The sequence below is a fragment of the Commensalibacter oyaizuii genome (assembly GCF_029953265.1).
GTDB classification, from domain to species: domain Bacteria; phylum Pseudomonadota; class Alphaproteobacteria; order Acetobacterales; family Acetobacteraceae; genus Commensalibacter; species Commensalibacter oyaizuii.
The window spans coordinates 902,626-917,878 of sequence record NZ_JASBAO010000001.1; the positions used below are offsets into that span (position 1 = coordinate 902,626).

The window sequence follows — 15,253 nt, forward strand, 5'->3', positions numbered from 1 at the left end:
AAATCAACCCTGTTTAATCAAAGAAAACTGACAAAGATCGCACCCCTTGGGCACCACGAATTAAAACCCCTTCTATATCCGCTGTTGCCGATGGCCCACTATGTAACGCGGCATAATGAACTTGCTTCCATTCTGGTCGTGCATAAGCGTCATGCAAATTTTCAACAATTTGTGTTGGATCAAGCAAAATAATTAAATGTTGAGGCAGATATCCCAACGTATTAATCAATAAATTCTGGTCTGTTAAACAAATAGACCCTGTCTCTGCGACCCCAAAACTAGCTCGGATCACTCCATAATCAACATTTTGCAAGCTGGCAGGTGTTGTATATTCTGTCAATGGGCAATTCCCGACAATTTCGGGAACAACAGGGCAAATAATTTTAGCTGATGCCAGTTTTGTTTTTACAAACTCATAGGGATCTTTCTCCCCTTTTGGTAAAATATCCCCTCCCATCATCTCTAAAGATTTTTGAAATTTTTCAACTATACGATCGGAGGACGTATGAAAAAAAGGAACCGTTGGAGGGGATGTCGGCTCTGACACGCAAGCCTGTCTAATTTTATTTAAAATAAAATCACGGCTACTCATCTCTTTTTTCCTTTTTTTGATAATTCTTGGCATACCAACTGTGAAACGTTTCTTTGGGAGTAGAAGGAATATCCCTTTGCCGACCCCAACTATTTAATCGATTATATACCATAAAATGGGGTAAATACTTCAATGCCCGATCACCAGTTTGAATGGCAGTGCGGTACATTCTAGGGCTGGCAAATAATTGCCCTAATGTTTTCATAATAACGCGTTTTGATAATGATAACTCATTATCCTTGGCCAAAGTTTCACGCCATGCAAAAATTTGTTCATGTAAATTAATTTTAACAGGACATACGTTGGTACAACTGCCGTTTAATGTAGAGGCAAAGGGAAGATTACGATATTTATGCGTATTGTAACCTGGACTTAAAATCAATCCGATAGGGCCAGCATAAACACTGCCGTAACTCAACCCACCGCTACGACGAAACACAGGACATGTATTCATACATGCCCCACAACGGATACACTTTAATCCAGGTTTAAACGTTTTATTTGCCAAGCGCGTTGATCGTCCATTATCCACCAATACAACGTGCATTTCCCCATCCTTTCGAGGGCCACGGAAATAAGAAGTATATTGTGTAATCGGTGACCCCAAAGCACTGCGTGACAACAAACGAATAAAAACCGCCAAATGTTCCATTTTAGGAATTATTTTTTCAATACCCACCGTTACAATATGTAAAGGAGGGGTGTTAGCCGATAGATCAGCATTCCCCTCGTTAGTGCAAACAACAACAGCCCCTGTTTCAGCAACTAAAAAATTCCCCCCTGTCATCCCAGCATCTGCATTTAGAATATAAGGACGGGTTGTTTCACGTTGTACTTCAGCCAAATAATGAACATCGTTATTACCTTTTTGCGCATTTAATGTCTTTTCAAAAACCTTAGAAACATCAGTTCTGGTTTTATGAACCGCAGGTACAACCACGTGACTAGGGTCCTCATGATCCAATTGCTGAATACGTTCCCCCAAATCCGTTTCGATTACTTTTACCCCATCTTGTTCCAGATGTTGGCGCAAGCAACATTCTTCTCCCAACATAGACTTGCTTTTCACAAGAGTTTTTGCATCATGTTGCTTTAAAATATCCGAAATGATCTGATTGCTCTCTTGCGCATCCTTGGCCCAATGCACATGAACCCCATTCGCTGTCGCATTTCGTTCAAATTCTTCTAAATAATCTGCTAGAAAATCCAAAGTATGATTTTTAATCTCTGAGGCTAAATCACGTAATTCCTCCCATTCAGGAATTAAATGCATCTGAGCATCACGTTTTTTACGTAAATCCCATAAACGCTGATCATGCATCTTTTGATGCGCAGAGGCCGCAATAAAACGATTGGCTGCCTCTAATTGATCGACGGGTTTATTCCCTCTGATCTTGGCACCTTTTGGTTGTGCTTCATCCTGAAGGTTGATCATGATAAATCCCCGTTTAAAATTTGAGCAATATGAGCATACTGCAAATTTACCCCCATACGTTGTGCACAACCCTTTTGATGCATTAGGCACGAGCTATCGGCAGAAATAATATATTCGGCCCCACTGCGCTGCTGATCCATAACTTTATCCTGTCCCATTTTGGCAGAGACCCCCTCCTCAAACACGGAAAAAGTGCCCCCAAAACCACAGCATTCGTCGGGGCGTTCAAGTTCTACAAATTCAATACCCTTAACTTTTTCCAACAAATTTTTTGGTTTGGAAAAAAAAGATTCCCGACGTTCAGACATGCTGGCATGGCGCAAACCACGTAATGCATTACAATTATAATGAATAGCCACTTTATGGGGGAAACGCGCCCATGGAAATGTTTCAACTTTTAAAATATCATGTAAAAATTCAACCAAATCATATGTGTTTTTTCGCACATGCTGTACATCATCAGTTTGGTCTATGGCATCGAAATGGTGACGCACCTGATTGGTACAACTGCCTGACGGCATAACAATATAATCAAAACGAGAAAAATTTTTAACAAACAAAGCTTCTGTTGCCGCGGCCTCTTTATGACATCCTGTATTCGTCATAGGCTGTCCACAACAGGTTTGATCAAACGGGTACGTCACATCAACACCTAAACGCTCTAATAACTTTAGCGTTGATATGCCAACTTCTGGTTCCAGCGCATCCATATAGCAGGGAATAAATAACCCGACTTCCATTTTATCAAACCTTATATTTATTTAATTTATAATTATAAAAATGATTTATGGACCCTATTTGTAGCACTATCCTCACTTTTTACCAGCTATTAATCGTTCACTTTTTTGGTGATGCATTTAAATACTCTAAAACAATCTGAGGGGTTAATATTTGTGGCAATATTTTAGGCTTTCCCTCGGCTGGATAATAAATATAAAATGGAACCCCTTCTCTGCCATGTGCTTTTAAAAAATCACCGATTGCTTTATCGTATCGGGTCCAATCGCCAACCATATACTGAATATGATTTTGTTTAAACGCAGCTTGCACACGCGATGAAGACAAAGCCACCTTGTCATTGACCATACAGGTTAAACACCACGAGGCGGTCATATTAACAAAAACGGGTTGATGTGCTTTGCGCAGTGCTTGCAATTTTTGTTCTGAAAAAGGAATTGCACCCTCTTTTAAAGATTGGGCTTGTAGATTCCCATCGTCTGTTTTGACTAAGACAACAACACTAATCCCCAATGCAGCAATAATACCGATATTTATTACCATCGATAGAATACGGAAAGGTCGATAGATTCCCTGCATTTTCATGGTTTGGTTTAATCCAAATAACCAGGCAACAAAGCCCAATCCAATAAATCCAGATAAGAGTAATAACAAGGTCAAAGGTTGTTGATGTTGGTACACTACCCATGCCAACCATAAACAGCTTAACAATAACGGAAATGCCAAGAACTGTTTTAAGATATCCATCCATAAACCAGGACGCGGCAAAATACGGGTCAAGATAGGAATACAGGCAAACACCGCATAAGGCAAAGCAAGACCTAATCCCATCACGATGAAAATCAAAAGACTGACCCATAACGAGGCATTTAATGCCCCTGCAACTGCCACCCCCATAAAGGGTGCTGTACAAGGGGTTGCCACTAAAACCGCCAGCAATCCAGTAACGAAATCAGAAGAATACGTCATAGACGACGCAGCAGCGGATGCTGTTCCATTACCCATAGAAAATTGGATATGAAAAACACCCAAGAAATTTAATGCTAAAACAAAAAGTAACCAGCACAATATCATTACAAAGGCAACGGATTGAAATTGAAATCCCCATCCCATTTGTGAACCCATCCATCGCAATCCAACAAAAGCAACTGCCATCATCGCAAAACAGCTGAGGATTCCCAAAGTATATGCCAAGGTACTCTTATACCGTACCCCAGCCTGTTCTTGTCTTATATGACTAAGTGATAAAAGCTTCATTGCAATGACAGGAAAAACACAAGGCATTAAGTTTAACAAAACCCCGCCTAAAAAAGCGCTGCCTAGCAAAAAGAATAATCCTGTTGAAATTTCTTTGTTAGATAAATCTTGTACGGGGGCTGTAATGGCTAAATGCTGAATGTGTTTTTGATTATCTTGAACTGCCAGTACGCCACGTAACGGCTCTTTAACATTTTCCTTGGATAAATAGGGTATATGTAAGGTGAGTAAACCCTTCTCAACAGCAAGTTGTTGTGGCGATACCTGATCAATAATGCCTGATTTCTCTGGCATGAACCAAGCTTTGGCGATATCTTTTGGATCGATAGAGGTATGTTTTGCCCATAATATCCCTTTGGGACTAATTTTCACGTCCCATGGGCTAACTTGTGGGCGTTTTGCCAAAGCCTGTTGCAATAGGGATGCTTCTTTGGTTGGACTTGCCTGACCGACTGGCAAATCTAACGTGAACTCTCCTTTCTCAGGAATACAAACATCGGCACAAACTAACCAATTGGCCTTAATATTTAAATGCAAAGGTTTGTTTTGTTCAATATCATTTAAATCCAAGGTAAAGGGTAAAACCACGTCCCCTTTATACACATATGACATCAGTCCATTTTCAGACAAAGGTTCAGGGGCAGGCCAATCAATTTTACCCTCTATCTTTTTACCAATTTCATTAACTTGGGCAATTACTGAAGCAGGTTCACCCGCATCACCTGGATTTTTCCAATAGGTATGCCACCCTGGGATTAAACGTATTCGTAATCCCAACTGTAATTTTTTGCGACCATCATAATGATCTTCACCAGATATAATATTGGCCGTACCGTGTTTACTGATAACGGGATTGCTCTCTTTGGCTAACACATTATTGTTTATTAAGAGGATTATTCCCATCATTGCTAAACAAAATCTGATCCAATACCGCACTGTAGTTACCCTTTTTACAATAATCTCTGTCTTTATATAGAAATATACGATAAACAAACAATATTCTATGTCATATCTACGAGCTAATAACAAACGATCCGTCTTCTATGTATAATATAAAAAACATTGATTTACCGATCCAATCCATTCTGCCCAGACTGTATGAACATCTAAATCATCATACAAACGTCATCTTGGTCGCCCCACCAGGAACAGGAAAAACCAGTTTAGTACCTTTATCCCTCTTGGATGCATCATGGAAACAAGAAAAAAAACTAATCATGCTGGAACCCAGAAGGATTGCCACCCGTGCTGCTGCTAAACAAATGTCTTTTTTATGCCAAGAAGAAATTGGACAGACAATCGGATATCGTACTCGTATGGAGAAAGCGATCAGTCCAAAAACGACTATAGAGGTTGTTACCCAAGGGTTATTTTTGCGCCACCTCTTAAATAACCCTTTGCTTGATGATGTAGCAGGTGTCATTTTTGATGAAATTCATGAACGCTCTTTAGATGCAGATATGTGTCTTGGCCTGTGTCGAAATTTACAACAACACTTGCGTCCAGATTTACGCCTGATTGCAATGTCTGCGACCCCAGCTTTGTCCAATCTACAACAAATTCTGGATTGTGAAGTTCTTGAAAGTAAAAATGATATCCATCCTATCACCATTCATCACCGTAAACGAGACTTAACCCATTTCAGGGACTTGCCCACAGTAATGGCCGCTGAGATCACCCAAAGCTATCACCAAGATCAAGGGAACATTTTAGCATTCCTGCCTGGTGCAGGTGAAATTCACAAAACAGCTAGCCTGCTTCATCTTCCTAACGCTGAAATCCTACCTCTATACGGCGACTTACCCTCACAAGAGCAAGACAAGGCCCTACATTTACCCGCAGGGCACCACAAACGCCGGATCGTTCTGTCAACTTCTATTGCTGAAACCTCTCTTACCGTACCTGGGGTTCGAATTGTGGTTGACGGGGGATTTCGCAGGGTCCCACAACTTAATGCTGATACAGGATTAACCCGCTTGCAAACCCAGCGCATTTCAAAAGCAGCAGCCACACAACGTGCAGGGCGTGCAGGACGCGAAGGCCCAGGCATTGTATATAAATTATGGACAAATGCAACAGAACGTGCGTTGCCTCTGCATGATCGCCCTGAAATTTTAGAGGCTGAATTAAGTGAATTTTTATTGATTTGCCAAACATGGTCAGAAATTATGGGAATATCTATCCAAGACATTCCTTTACCTGATAGCCCTGCAATCGGGGTAATTGAAGCTGCCAAAGATTTATTAATTTTACTTGGTGCTATGAATAATGATGGCACAATAACAGCATTCGGTAAAAAAATTGCGCAATTTGGTGCCCATCCCCGCATGGCCGCCATGATGTTAAGTGCATCTAGCCCCGCGGAAAAAGCATTGGCCGCCGATATCGCAGCATTATTAGAGGAACGAGATCCATTACGTCATGAGGAGCAAGCTTTTGTTGACATTAAAACCCGTCTGCAATGGTTAAATCATTTCCCACCCTCTCGCCAAGATCAAGGGTTATGGCATCGTTTACGTAAAGTAAGCCAAGATTACCGTAAAAGGCTGCGTCTTGATCAAATATCTTCTCCCGCTAAAGACCCTGCATTATTAATTTGTGCAGCTTTTCCAGATCGTCTGGCACAACGCAGAAGCGATCTTGGCTCTTTTCGTTTGGCTGGGGGCGGATCTGCCTATCTTTCAACACAAGATCCCTTTGCCAAAGAAAATTTATTGGCGGTTGCCAGTGTACATGTCAATAAACGCACAAATATTTGTTTAGCAACCCCAATTCATCCTATTGTTTTAATGCAGTTCCTTGAAAATAAAGCTCAGATCGAACAAGAGACCGCATTGGATACTGTCAGTGGCAAGGTCATTATGCGTGAACGACTGCGGTTTGGACGATTAGTTTTACAAGATAGAAATGTTCCTGCCAACGCGCAAGCAGCATTCCCTGTATTATTACAATATGTTTGTAATCATTTAACCAAAGTTTTAAATTGGACTGATCAAGCAAAACAACTGCAAGCTCGCTGTCAATTTGCTCGTGATCATTTAAAAAGAGAGGATATTCCAGATTTATCCGAAGAATCTTTAAAAGCCAACCGCGAAATCTGGTTATCCCCTTGGTTAGATGGCTTGACCAGTTTAGAAGAAATACAGCAGTTAAATCTCATGCAAATTCTTGAAAATTATTTAGGTTATTCTTTATGCCAAGAATTAGATAAAATGCTGCCAAAATCAATATTGCTTAAAAATCGGCATTTTACAATTGATTATACTCAACCCCATCCTGTTATTTCTGCGCACGCACATTATTTTTATGGTATAAATGAAACACCAACCATTGCAAAAGGACAAATTGCGTTGCAATGTTGCTTGTTATCGCCAGCCAATCGCCCACAAGCGATTACAAATAACTTACAACGGTTTTGGAATGAAGGATGGAAAGATATGCGTCGCGATATGAGAGGACGATACCCAAAGCATGATTGGCCTGAAAATCCTGCAACGGTTATATTGCCTGTTACTCCTCAAAAGTCTCAACGATAAAATAATGAAATATTTAGTTTTTCCTGCCAAAGTAAAACTGCACGTAAAATTAATTTGTTACGGTTATTTAATAATAATCGTTAACTTGTTTACTCTACCCAGTTTTTCGCAAGAACATACACAAAAAGTAACCGAAGCCCATCCAAACGCAAATCCTGCCCCCCCTTCATCAACAACCAAGGTCATCCCCTCTGATTCCTTGGCTCAAACCTCTCCACTTCTTGTGGAATCTGGCCCCCTGACCTTTTCACCTTTGGTTAAAAAAGTTGTACCTGCGGTCGTTAATATTGCCGTATTGCAAGATGTTCCAGTTAAACCACAAAAGAGAACAAAAATTCCACCCTCTTTAAAAGGGACACCTTTCGAGAAGGAATTTAGACAAAGGCAACACGAACAACGCCAAAAAATAACAGAAGCAGGATCTGGATTTATTATCGATCCCAGTGGAATTATTGTTACCAATACACATGTTATTGGTGATTCTGATGATATTACGGTATCCTTAATGGATGGCACACAGTTACCCGCCACCGTTATCGGCAGCGACAGTTTAACCGACATCGCGGTTATCAAAGTAAACAGCAAAAAACCACTGCCACATGTACAGTGGGGGGATAGCAAAAAAGTAGAGGTAGGAGATTGGATCCTTGCTGCTGGAAACCCTTTTGGTTTGGGATCGTCCGTCACAGCAGGCATCGTTTCAGCGCGGGGGCGTGATATTGGATCTGGTCCTTTTGATGATTTTTTACAATTAGACGCCCCAATGAATCCTGGAAATTCTGGTGGCCCATCATTTAATTTGGCCGGTCAAGTCGTTGCATTAAATACAGCCATCGTCTCCCCAACGGGTAGCTCTGTTGGCATTGGATTTGGGATCCCTTCTGAAATTGTCGCCCCTATTGTAACCCAACTTTGTAAAACAGGGTTTATTGATCGTGGTTGGTTGGGCGTGACCTTAGAAGATGATAATCATCATAATGGTGTAAAAATCACTGATATTGACAAAAATAGTCCCGCATATAATGCAAAAATACGCGTTGGGGATCGTATTGAAATGATCGATGCGCAACATGTTGATACAGTTCGTACTTTTATGAAGACAGTTGCAATCGCACATCCTGGCTCTATTTTGCAATTAAAAATTAAAAGGAATAAACGCAGTCTCACTTTGCCCGTTACAGTTGGGCACCGTCCAAAAGATGCAGATGATTAATGTATCTGACACATGTACGAAATGCGATAAAAAAGAAACCCTTTATATATATAGTTTGATTTACGGGAAAAAATTAAATTATCAATAAACAGTCGCACTGAACTTATTGTGCAACAGTTTTTGAATAATTTTTTAAGTTACACGCTATTTTATTGTATATTATAAAAAAATAAATAAATATTAACATATATAAACGTTTTATTTCTTTAAATTATCTAGTTCCATCTTATATTCTAAAACACTTAACGCATATAATCCTATTATCGTTAACTTCAATGCCCCTGAAAATTTTAATCTTCGATTAACGGAGTCCCTGTATGAATGCTTCTTTGTTAAAACTGCCCTCGGTTCACACAATGTCAAAACACGTCGCTCGCAAAACTAAAATCTCACTGTTCTCTTTGGGACTTTTATGGGGCTGCCCTTCTCTAAGCTACGCAAAGTTGACACAACCTTTACCTCCAGCCTCACATGAAATAGACGCAACAGAGGTCAACATCTTAGATGTACAACGTTATACAGGTTCTTTACTTTCCCCTTCTGGAGCGGTAACACAAGCTGGCTCGTTAATGTTAGAACCCTATTTTCAATCAACCATCAGTCGTGGTGCTTATCAAGCGGACGGAGCTGTTAGAAATAGTAAACACAGAACAGATTCAGCCAACAGCTTCTTATTGATTAAGTATGGACTTACCGATAATCTAAGTATTCAAGTTACCCCACAAGTTATCTATTATTGGAATGGCAGAACCACCTCTAGCAGTGTTCATTTTTCTGATCTCCCTGTCGAATTTCAATATCGCTGGATTGATCAAGACAATGCACGATATATACCAAGCTTGACGACTTACCTTGGAATGAATTTTCCAACGGGTGACTATGCTGATCTTGGCAGGGCATTAGATGGTGCAGGAACAGGATCATACGCTTTACGCTTTGGATTACAATCTCAAGCCGCTTATAATATTTACAACCACGCCCTGCGGGTAAGGTTGTGGGGGGTCGCCAGAAAACCTGTTTCTTCAACAAATATCCATAATATTAGCAGTTACGGCACAGGAACAGGATATGATGGTAATGTAAAGTCTGGTTTATTTGGAAATTGGGGGTTTTCCCTTGAATATGGTTTAACCAAAGAATGGGTTTTGGCTTTTGACTTTCAATATGACTGGGGTAAAGGTACCAGAATGCGCGGGGCATATCCAAACCAACCTTTTCAACGTTATGTTACAGGCGCATATCATGATATCCAAGTTGCCCCTGCTATTGAATATAACCCCACCCCAGCTATTGGTATTATTGTAGGAACATCTTTGACGGTAAATGGTCATAATACTAACGACTTTGTGCAGCCCCAATTCGCTGTCAACTTTGCCTTCTAGAACAATACTAACTAAGATAAACCAACCTTGATAAATGTTGGTATTTCACAAAAACAACTGCATTTTGACGAAATTTTCGAGCTAAACAAATCCCTTTGGACAAAGGAATATTAACCATAAAAAGAGGTTCTGAAACCTCTTTTAAAGAACCTTGTCCCTCAAAATAGGGATAGTGCTTAATATATTCTCTTAACCGATCCATCATGCGCTTATTCCAACCCCAAGGTTTCTTACGTCCCCCTGGGTTGCATGCACTCAACATCACCCATGAATAACAAGCATAATGTTCGGACAAGCCAATTGGATATTGGTTAATCTTTGTGATGACAGGCCCAGCTTGGTAGATACTTTGTTTATATGCTAGCTCTATTTTTGCTGTTGGGGGTAAAATATTTGTCATTTGTTCTTTTTATGCTGATCATCTTCCATACCAAATTTAGAATCCCGATGTACTTGAACAGATAATAATAAACCAAAACCAAACATCACGGTTAACATTGCTGACCCCCCATAAGAAACCATGGGCAGTGGAACCCCCCCTACTGGAATAGCACCCATCACCATTGATAAATTAACCGCACAATAAAAAAAGAAATTCATGCTAAGCCCTAAAGCAAGCAACCTGCCAAATTGGTTCTTAGAACGTATGGCAAAAATCATTCCGCCTATAATTAATAATAATAGTAAGCCAATAACACAAACCCCACCAACAAATCCCCACTCTTCAGCAATCATTGTAAAGATAAAATCTGTTTGTTTTTCAGGTAGGAAGTTTAATTGTCCCTGTGTTCCGTGCAAATACCCCTGCCCCCACATGCCGCCAGAACCCAATGCAATTTTAGATTGAATAATATTATATCCAGCTCCCAAAGGATCACTTTCAGGATGTAAAAATGTCGTAATTCTGGCCTTTTGATAATCGTGTAAATGATTGTAAACCAAATCAAACGCAAATGGGAGGGGCGCAACTAATAGGGCAATCATCCACCAGCGCATTCCAGCCATAAAAAAAATCGATGCCCCGATGCAACCAATAATAACGGCGGTCCCTAAATTTGGCTCTTTTAATACCAAAACGACAGGTAATAGTACCAGAAAAGCTGGTATAATCAACCGCAGGGGATTACCCATTTGTTTCCAACTCACTTTATGAAACCATGTTGCTAATAACAATACTAATCCTATTTTCATTAGTTCTGATGGCTGTAAAGCTATTCCACCAATAATAATCCAACGCTCTGCCCCCTTACCAACATGCCCCATATGAAGTACTGCTAATAATAAGATCACCCCAACCCCATATAAAGGCCATGCTAATTTCGCAAGATATCTAAGGGGGGTTACCGCAACAGCGATCATTACAATAAATCCAATAGCAAACCGTAAAATTTGTGGGCGTGCATATGGATATGCTGAACCCCCGGCTGCTGAATATAAAGCAACATATCCAACACCTGCCAATAAACAAATCAGCCCTACATACAACCAGTTTATACGCCATAATTTACCTAGAATTTTTAAATTTGGCTCGGCTCTGATTAAGCGTTTTTCAAAAACCATTATATTGCTCTTATAAAATCGGTAATGATGACACTATTTTATTCATCATCTTGTGAATGTTGTGGGTCATTGGAGGAAGAATTTTCTTTTTCTTCTTGCGCAGGCTGATGTTGTGTATTTGCAGGATCACGTCTTAACGTTCTTAACATAATCTCTTTTGCCAAAGGTGCTGCAACCGAAGCAGCAGCATTCCCATGCTCAACAACCACGGATATTGCATATTGCGGATTAACGTAAGGGGCAAAACAAATAAATAAAGCGTGTGGCCTGTACTTCCATGGCAAATTAGCAGAATTAAAATGCCCACTTTCACGTAACGCTCTGGAAACTCTTTTAACCTGTGCTGTCCCTGTTTTCCCCGCTAGCTGTATCCCGTTATAATTGATCTTTGCTTTGGCGCCTGAACCTCTTGGTTCGTTAACAACAGCATACATGCCAGAACGTATCATTTTCAAATATTCAGGCTTAATATCTATATTTCCCCAAAATTCTGGGTTAGCTTCAGAAATGATCTTACCATCTCTAGAACGTATTAAATGAGGATTTACGACCTTGCCTGTTGCCATCCGTGCTGTATAGGTTGCTAACTGTAATGGTGATACATGGACAAACCCTTGCCCAATCCCACTGACGATTGTATCGCCTATATTCCAATGTTTTCCCTTGGACTCTCTCCATTTTGGGGTGGGAATAAGGCCTGCCTTCACATGTGTCAATTCTATCGGCAGTTGAACACCCAGTCCCAATTTTTGACATGTTCTGTGAATTGCATCCATACCTGTTCTTCGTGCAATTTCGTAAAAATAAACATCACAAGAGTATTTTAATGCTTCATGTAAATTTAATGAGCCATGACCATATCGATTCCAACAGTGAAAGCGAGTTCCCCCGAAATCATAATACCCAGGACAGTTAACTCGATCGTGCTCTGTAATAATATTTGCCTCTAAGGCAGCCAACCCAACGGCAGGTTTAAATGTCGAACCAGGTGGATATAATCCTGCCGCAGCTTTATCACTTAAAGGACGCCGTTCGTCCTCCATCCATGCTTTCCACTGGGCATGGCTGACCCCGCTATCGAATAAAGATGGGTCAAAAGATGGGTTGCTAACCATCGCCATGACCTCACCATTCTGACAATTTAATACAACAGCACAGGCAGATTGTTCACCAATCAAGTCAGAGACTTCTTTTTGCAATTCCAAATCAACGCTTAGTAAGATTTCCTGCCCTTGAATGCTTTCTTTACGGCCTAAGGTTGTAATAATACGTCCAACTGAATCAACCTCGACCTCCACATCTCCTGGAATACCACGTAATACATCGTCTTGTGTTTGTTCAATACCTGAACGACCAACACGCATGCCAGGCAAAGCCAATATCGAATTTTTTGCAACATCCTTTTCGTTTGGTGGTGCAATATATCCGACCAAATGCGCCATTAACGGCCCTGTCTGGTAGACACGTTTTGTACCAATATCGATAACTACCCCAGGCAACGTTGGTGAATTTACCTCGATCATGGCCATTTCATCCCAAGATAAAAAATCTTTTAACATAATGGGAATAAAACGACGTTGATGATCTATACCCCATTGTATGCGTGCATAATCATGTTCGTCCAAAGGTATTAACTCGGCAAAACGTTCCACAATTGCAGAAACATCACTGGTTTCTTCGGGAATCAGCAAGGCTCGCCAATTAATTTTATTATTTGCAACCACATCACCAAAACGATCGCATATCCGCCCTCTGGGTGGGGATAAAAGGCGTTTGCTGATCAAATTCTTTTTGGCCATTTGTATATATTTATCGCCCTCAGTAATTTGTAATTTATAAAGACGACTAGCTAACAAAGATAAAATCCCTGTTTGCACACCAATCATTAACAAGGCCCGTCGTGTAAATACACGACGCAATGAAGTATCTTGTTTTTCTTGTTTTTTTTGTCGATAAGAAGATTTCTTTTTCATACTCAGCAGGTTCTTACACTTGATCAGGATCAGCTATAGTACGATGAGCCCATGTAAAAATTATGGATAATAAAGGGTAAAAACCAATTGCAAAAATAATTTCAAATAAAAAAGAATAAAAAGGCATTAACTTTAAACTAAATGCTGAGGTCAAAGCCCATTGCAACAAAAAAACCCCAAGCGATATAAATGAAAAGACTAACCAAACAAGGACAAAATTATACCTTGCCAATCGAAAACGTTGTGTAACCCCCACACCATATATAATTAACAATAAAAGAATAACAATTCCTGGAATTGAAAAATTCAATAAATCTATTAATAGCCCCAAACAAAATACGCCAATTGCTGGCATTGACTTAGGTCGATAAATTGCCCAAAAATAAACAGATGCCATAACAACTGCGGGTAATAACTCATTACGACCAGGAATATCTAAAGGAGTTGATAGAAACAAAATTACAAAAACTGTAAATCCCATCGGCACTAATGAACGAACCCATATATCAATCCACTGAAATTTCGTCCGCGACGGTCGTATTCCTGGCTTCCTAATATGGCTATCCTTTTGACTATGATCTTTTTTTGTTATCATTCTTCATTATGCCCAAGCATATTTGGACTAGCAACAGGTCCTTGTCTATTTTTCTTTTTCGTTGAAACGACACGGCCTGGCGCATCAGGGGCCACAATTTGTTGCATACCATAATCAAAAATACGAATAATTTTTAAACGATCCAACGGCAAATAAGGAATCACAACGGGCTGTCCAGGTTGTATATAATGAACATATCCAATCGGAATACCAGCAGGCAATGCTTCGCCCTTAGCATCCGTAACGACACGTTCTCCTTCTACAGGATGTTTATCTTCTGGATAAAAAATTAGACGGGGATATAAGCTATTATCTCCAGCCATAATCGCAGCCGCATGGGAATTTAATAAACGAACAGGAATACGACTGGAATCGTCGTTAATTAATAAAATCCGTGCAGATCGATCCCCCACCTCAGTAACCCTACCAACCAAACCAAAACCATCAAGGGCTACCTGACCTGGACGGACTTTATGATTTTCGTCTAAAACAACTAAAATGGCTTTGCGGTAGACCCCACTAATATCAGCAACAACACGTGTAGTTATGAAAGATAATGCAGGGTCAGGCATCCAATGAAGCTGTTTTTTTAAAGTCTCATTTTCGTCGGCCAATCCCATAGCAACGTGATACCAACGACGTAATTGAAGGTTTTCATCTTTTAATGCTTTATTCTCAGCAGCTACATGCTGAATATTTTTTAAATTCTGTAAGAAACCATTAAGAACTCCAAAAGGTTCTTCCACTAGTGCGTATCCAGGTGCAAGATAATCGCTAACCTTCAAGCGTACTGCTTCAACGAATTTTGGCTGTGCTTGACCAAGTAACATAATTAAACAAGCAAACACAAACAATAAGGGCAATACTAATTTTGCCAGTCCCTGTTTAATTTGAATAGATAATGGAATCATAACGAATATTCAGCAATAAATGGATTTATATTGTTTTAATAAACCAATAGTGCGTATTAAA

12 protein-coding genes are annotated in these 15,253 nt (G+C 40.0%); 3 read left to right on the top strand and 9 right to left on the bottom strand.

Going from position 1 to position 15,253, the window contains the following annotated elements; translation table 11 throughout:
• Positions 1 to 13: 13 nt before the first annotated feature.
• From QJV27_RS03985 to QJV27_RS04000, 4 genes are all read right to left on the bottom strand, one after another.
• On the bottom strand, positions 14 to 592 hold the full coding sequence (locus QJV27_RS03985; RefSeq protein WP_281447680.1) for a LutC/YkgG family protein: 579 nt from the start codon (positions 590 to 592) through the stop codon (positions 14 to 16).
• Positions 585 to 2,027, bottom strand: a complete 1,443-nt coding sequence (locus QJV27_RS03990; RefSeq protein WP_281447681.1) for a lactate utilization protein B — start codon at positions 2,025 to 2,027, stop codon at positions 585 to 587. Before QJV27_RS03990 ends, QJV27_RS03985 begins: the two co-directional genes overlap by 8 nt.
• On the bottom strand, positions 2,024 to 2,767 hold the full coding sequence (locus QJV27_RS03995; RefSeq protein WP_281447682.1) for a (Fe-S)-binding protein: 744 nt from the start codon (positions 2,765 to 2,767) through the stop codon (positions 2,024 to 2,026). Before QJV27_RS03995 ends, QJV27_RS03990 begins: the two co-directional genes overlap by 4 nt.
• A gap of 97 nt (positions 2,768 to 2,864) precedes the next feature.
• Positions 2,865 to 4,958, bottom strand: a complete 2,094-nt coding sequence (locus QJV27_RS04000) for a protein-disulfide reductase DsbD family protein (protein WP_281447683.1) — start codon at positions 4,956 to 4,958, stop codon at positions 2,865 to 2,867.
• Between the two features lie 107 nt (positions 4,959 to 5,065).
• Between QJV27_RS04000 and hrpB the strand changes: the two genes are divergently transcribed.
• From hrpB to QJV27_RS04015, 3 genes are all read left to right on the top strand, one after another.
• The gene (gene hrpB / locus QJV27_RS04005; protein ID WP_281447684.1) at positions 5,066 to 7,558 is read left to right on the top strand and encodes an ATP-dependent helicase HrpB; all 2,493 of its coding nucleotides are present in this window, start codon (positions 5,066 to 5,068) and stop codon (positions 7,556 to 7,558) included.
• A 4-nt stretch (positions 7,559 to 7,562) separates the two neighbouring features.
• Positions 7,563 to 8,771 (top strand): S1C family serine protease, encoded by a 1,209-nt coding sequence (locus tag QJV27_RS04010; RefSeq protein WP_281447685.1) that lies wholly within the window; start codon positions 7,563 to 7,565, stop codon positions 8,769 to 8,771.
• A 317-nt stretch (positions 8,772 to 9,088) separates the two neighbouring features.
• On the top strand, positions 9,089 to 10,153 hold the full coding sequence (locus tag QJV27_RS04015) for a transporter (protein ID WP_281447686.1): 1,065 nt from the start codon (positions 9,089 to 9,091) through the stop codon (positions 10,151 to 10,153).
• 7 nt (positions 10,154 to 10,160) lie between these two features.
• On the opposite strand, the gene QJV27_RS04020 is transcribed toward QJV27_RS04015, so the two are convergent.
• Genes QJV27_RS04020 through mreC form a run of 5 tightly spaced genes read right to left on the bottom strand, consistent with a single transcriptional unit; the run spans position 10,161 to position 15,192 of the window.
• Complete coding sequence (locus QJV27_RS04020; RefSeq protein WP_281447687.1) at positions 10,161 to 10,553, bottom strand: DUF3293 domain-containing protein; 393 nt, start codon at positions 10,551 to 10,553, stop codon at positions 10,161 to 10,163.
• Positions 10,550 to 11,713 (bottom strand): rod shape-determining protein RodA, encoded by a 1,164-nt coding sequence (rodA, locus tag QJV27_RS04025; protein ID WP_281447688.1) that lies wholly within the window; start codon positions 11,711 to 11,713, stop codon positions 10,550 to 10,552. The genes QJV27_RS04020 and rodA overlap by 4 nt, the downstream gene beginning before the upstream one ends.
• A 38-nt stretch (positions 11,714 to 11,751) precedes the next feature.
• Entirely contained in the window at positions 11,752 to 13,686 is a 1,935-nt protein-coding gene (gene mrdA, locus QJV27_RS04030; RefSeq protein WP_281447689.1) for a penicillin-binding protein 2, read from the bottom strand.
• A 13-nt stretch (positions 13,687 to 13,699) separates the two neighbouring features.
• Positions 13,700 to 14,281: a rod shape-determining protein MreD gene (gene mreD, locus QJV27_RS04035; protein WP_281447690.1), complete on the bottom strand. Its 582-nt coding sequence runs from the start codon at positions 14,279 to 14,281 to the stop codon at positions 13,700 to 13,702.
• A complete protein-coding gene (gene mreC / locus QJV27_RS04040; protein WP_281447691.1) occupies positions 14,278 to 15,192 on the bottom strand; it encodes a rod shape-determining protein MreC in 915 nt (304 codons plus the stop codon). The genes mreD and mreC overlap by 4 nt, the downstream gene beginning before the upstream one ends.
• Between the last annotated feature and the right edge of the window lie 61 nt (positions 15,193 to 15,253).

Bases quoted from the DNA above. Each gene is read 5' to 3' on its own strand.
- QJV27_RS03985 (WP_281447680.1), bottom strand. From the start codon at position 592: ATGAGTAGCCGTGATTTTATTTTAAATAAAATTAGACAGGCTTGCGTG.
- QJV27_RS03990 (WP_281447681.1), bottom strand. From the start codon at position 2,027: ATGATCAACCTTCAGGATGAAGCACAACCAAAAGGTGCCAAGATCAGA.
- QJV27_RS03995 (WP_281447682.1), bottom strand. From the start codon at position 2,767: ATGGAAGTCGGGTTATTTATTCCCTGCTATATGGATGCGCTGGAACCA.
- hrpB (WP_281447684.1), top strand. From the start codon at position 5,066: ATGTATAATATAAAAAACATTGATTTACCGATCCAATCCATTCTGCCC.
- QJV27_RS04010 (WP_281447685.1), top strand. From the start codon at position 7,563: ATGAAATATTTAGTTTTTCCTGCCAAAGTAAAACTGCACGTAAAATTA.
- QJV27_RS04015 (WP_281447686.1), top strand. From the start codon at position 9,089: ATGAATGCTTCTTTGTTAAAACTGCCCTCGGTTCACACAATGTCAAAA.
- QJV27_RS04020 (WP_281447687.1), bottom strand. From the start codon at position 10,553: ATGACAAATATTTTACCCCCAACAGCAAAAATAGAGCTAGCATATAAA.
- rodA (WP_281447688.1), bottom strand. From the start codon at position 11,713: ATGGTTTTTGAAAAACGCTTAATCAGAGCCGAGCCAAATTTAAAAATT.
- mrdA (WP_281447689.1), bottom strand. From the start codon at position 13,686: ATGAAAAAGAAATCTTCTTATCGACAAAAAAAACAAGAAAAACAAGAT.
- mreD (WP_281447690.1), bottom strand. From the start codon at position 14,281: ATGATAACAAAAAAAGATCATAGTCAAAAGGATAGCCATATTAGGAAG.
- mreC (WP_281447691.1), bottom strand. From the start codon at position 15,192: ATGATTCCATTATCTATTCAAATTAAACAGGGACTGGCAAAATTAGTA.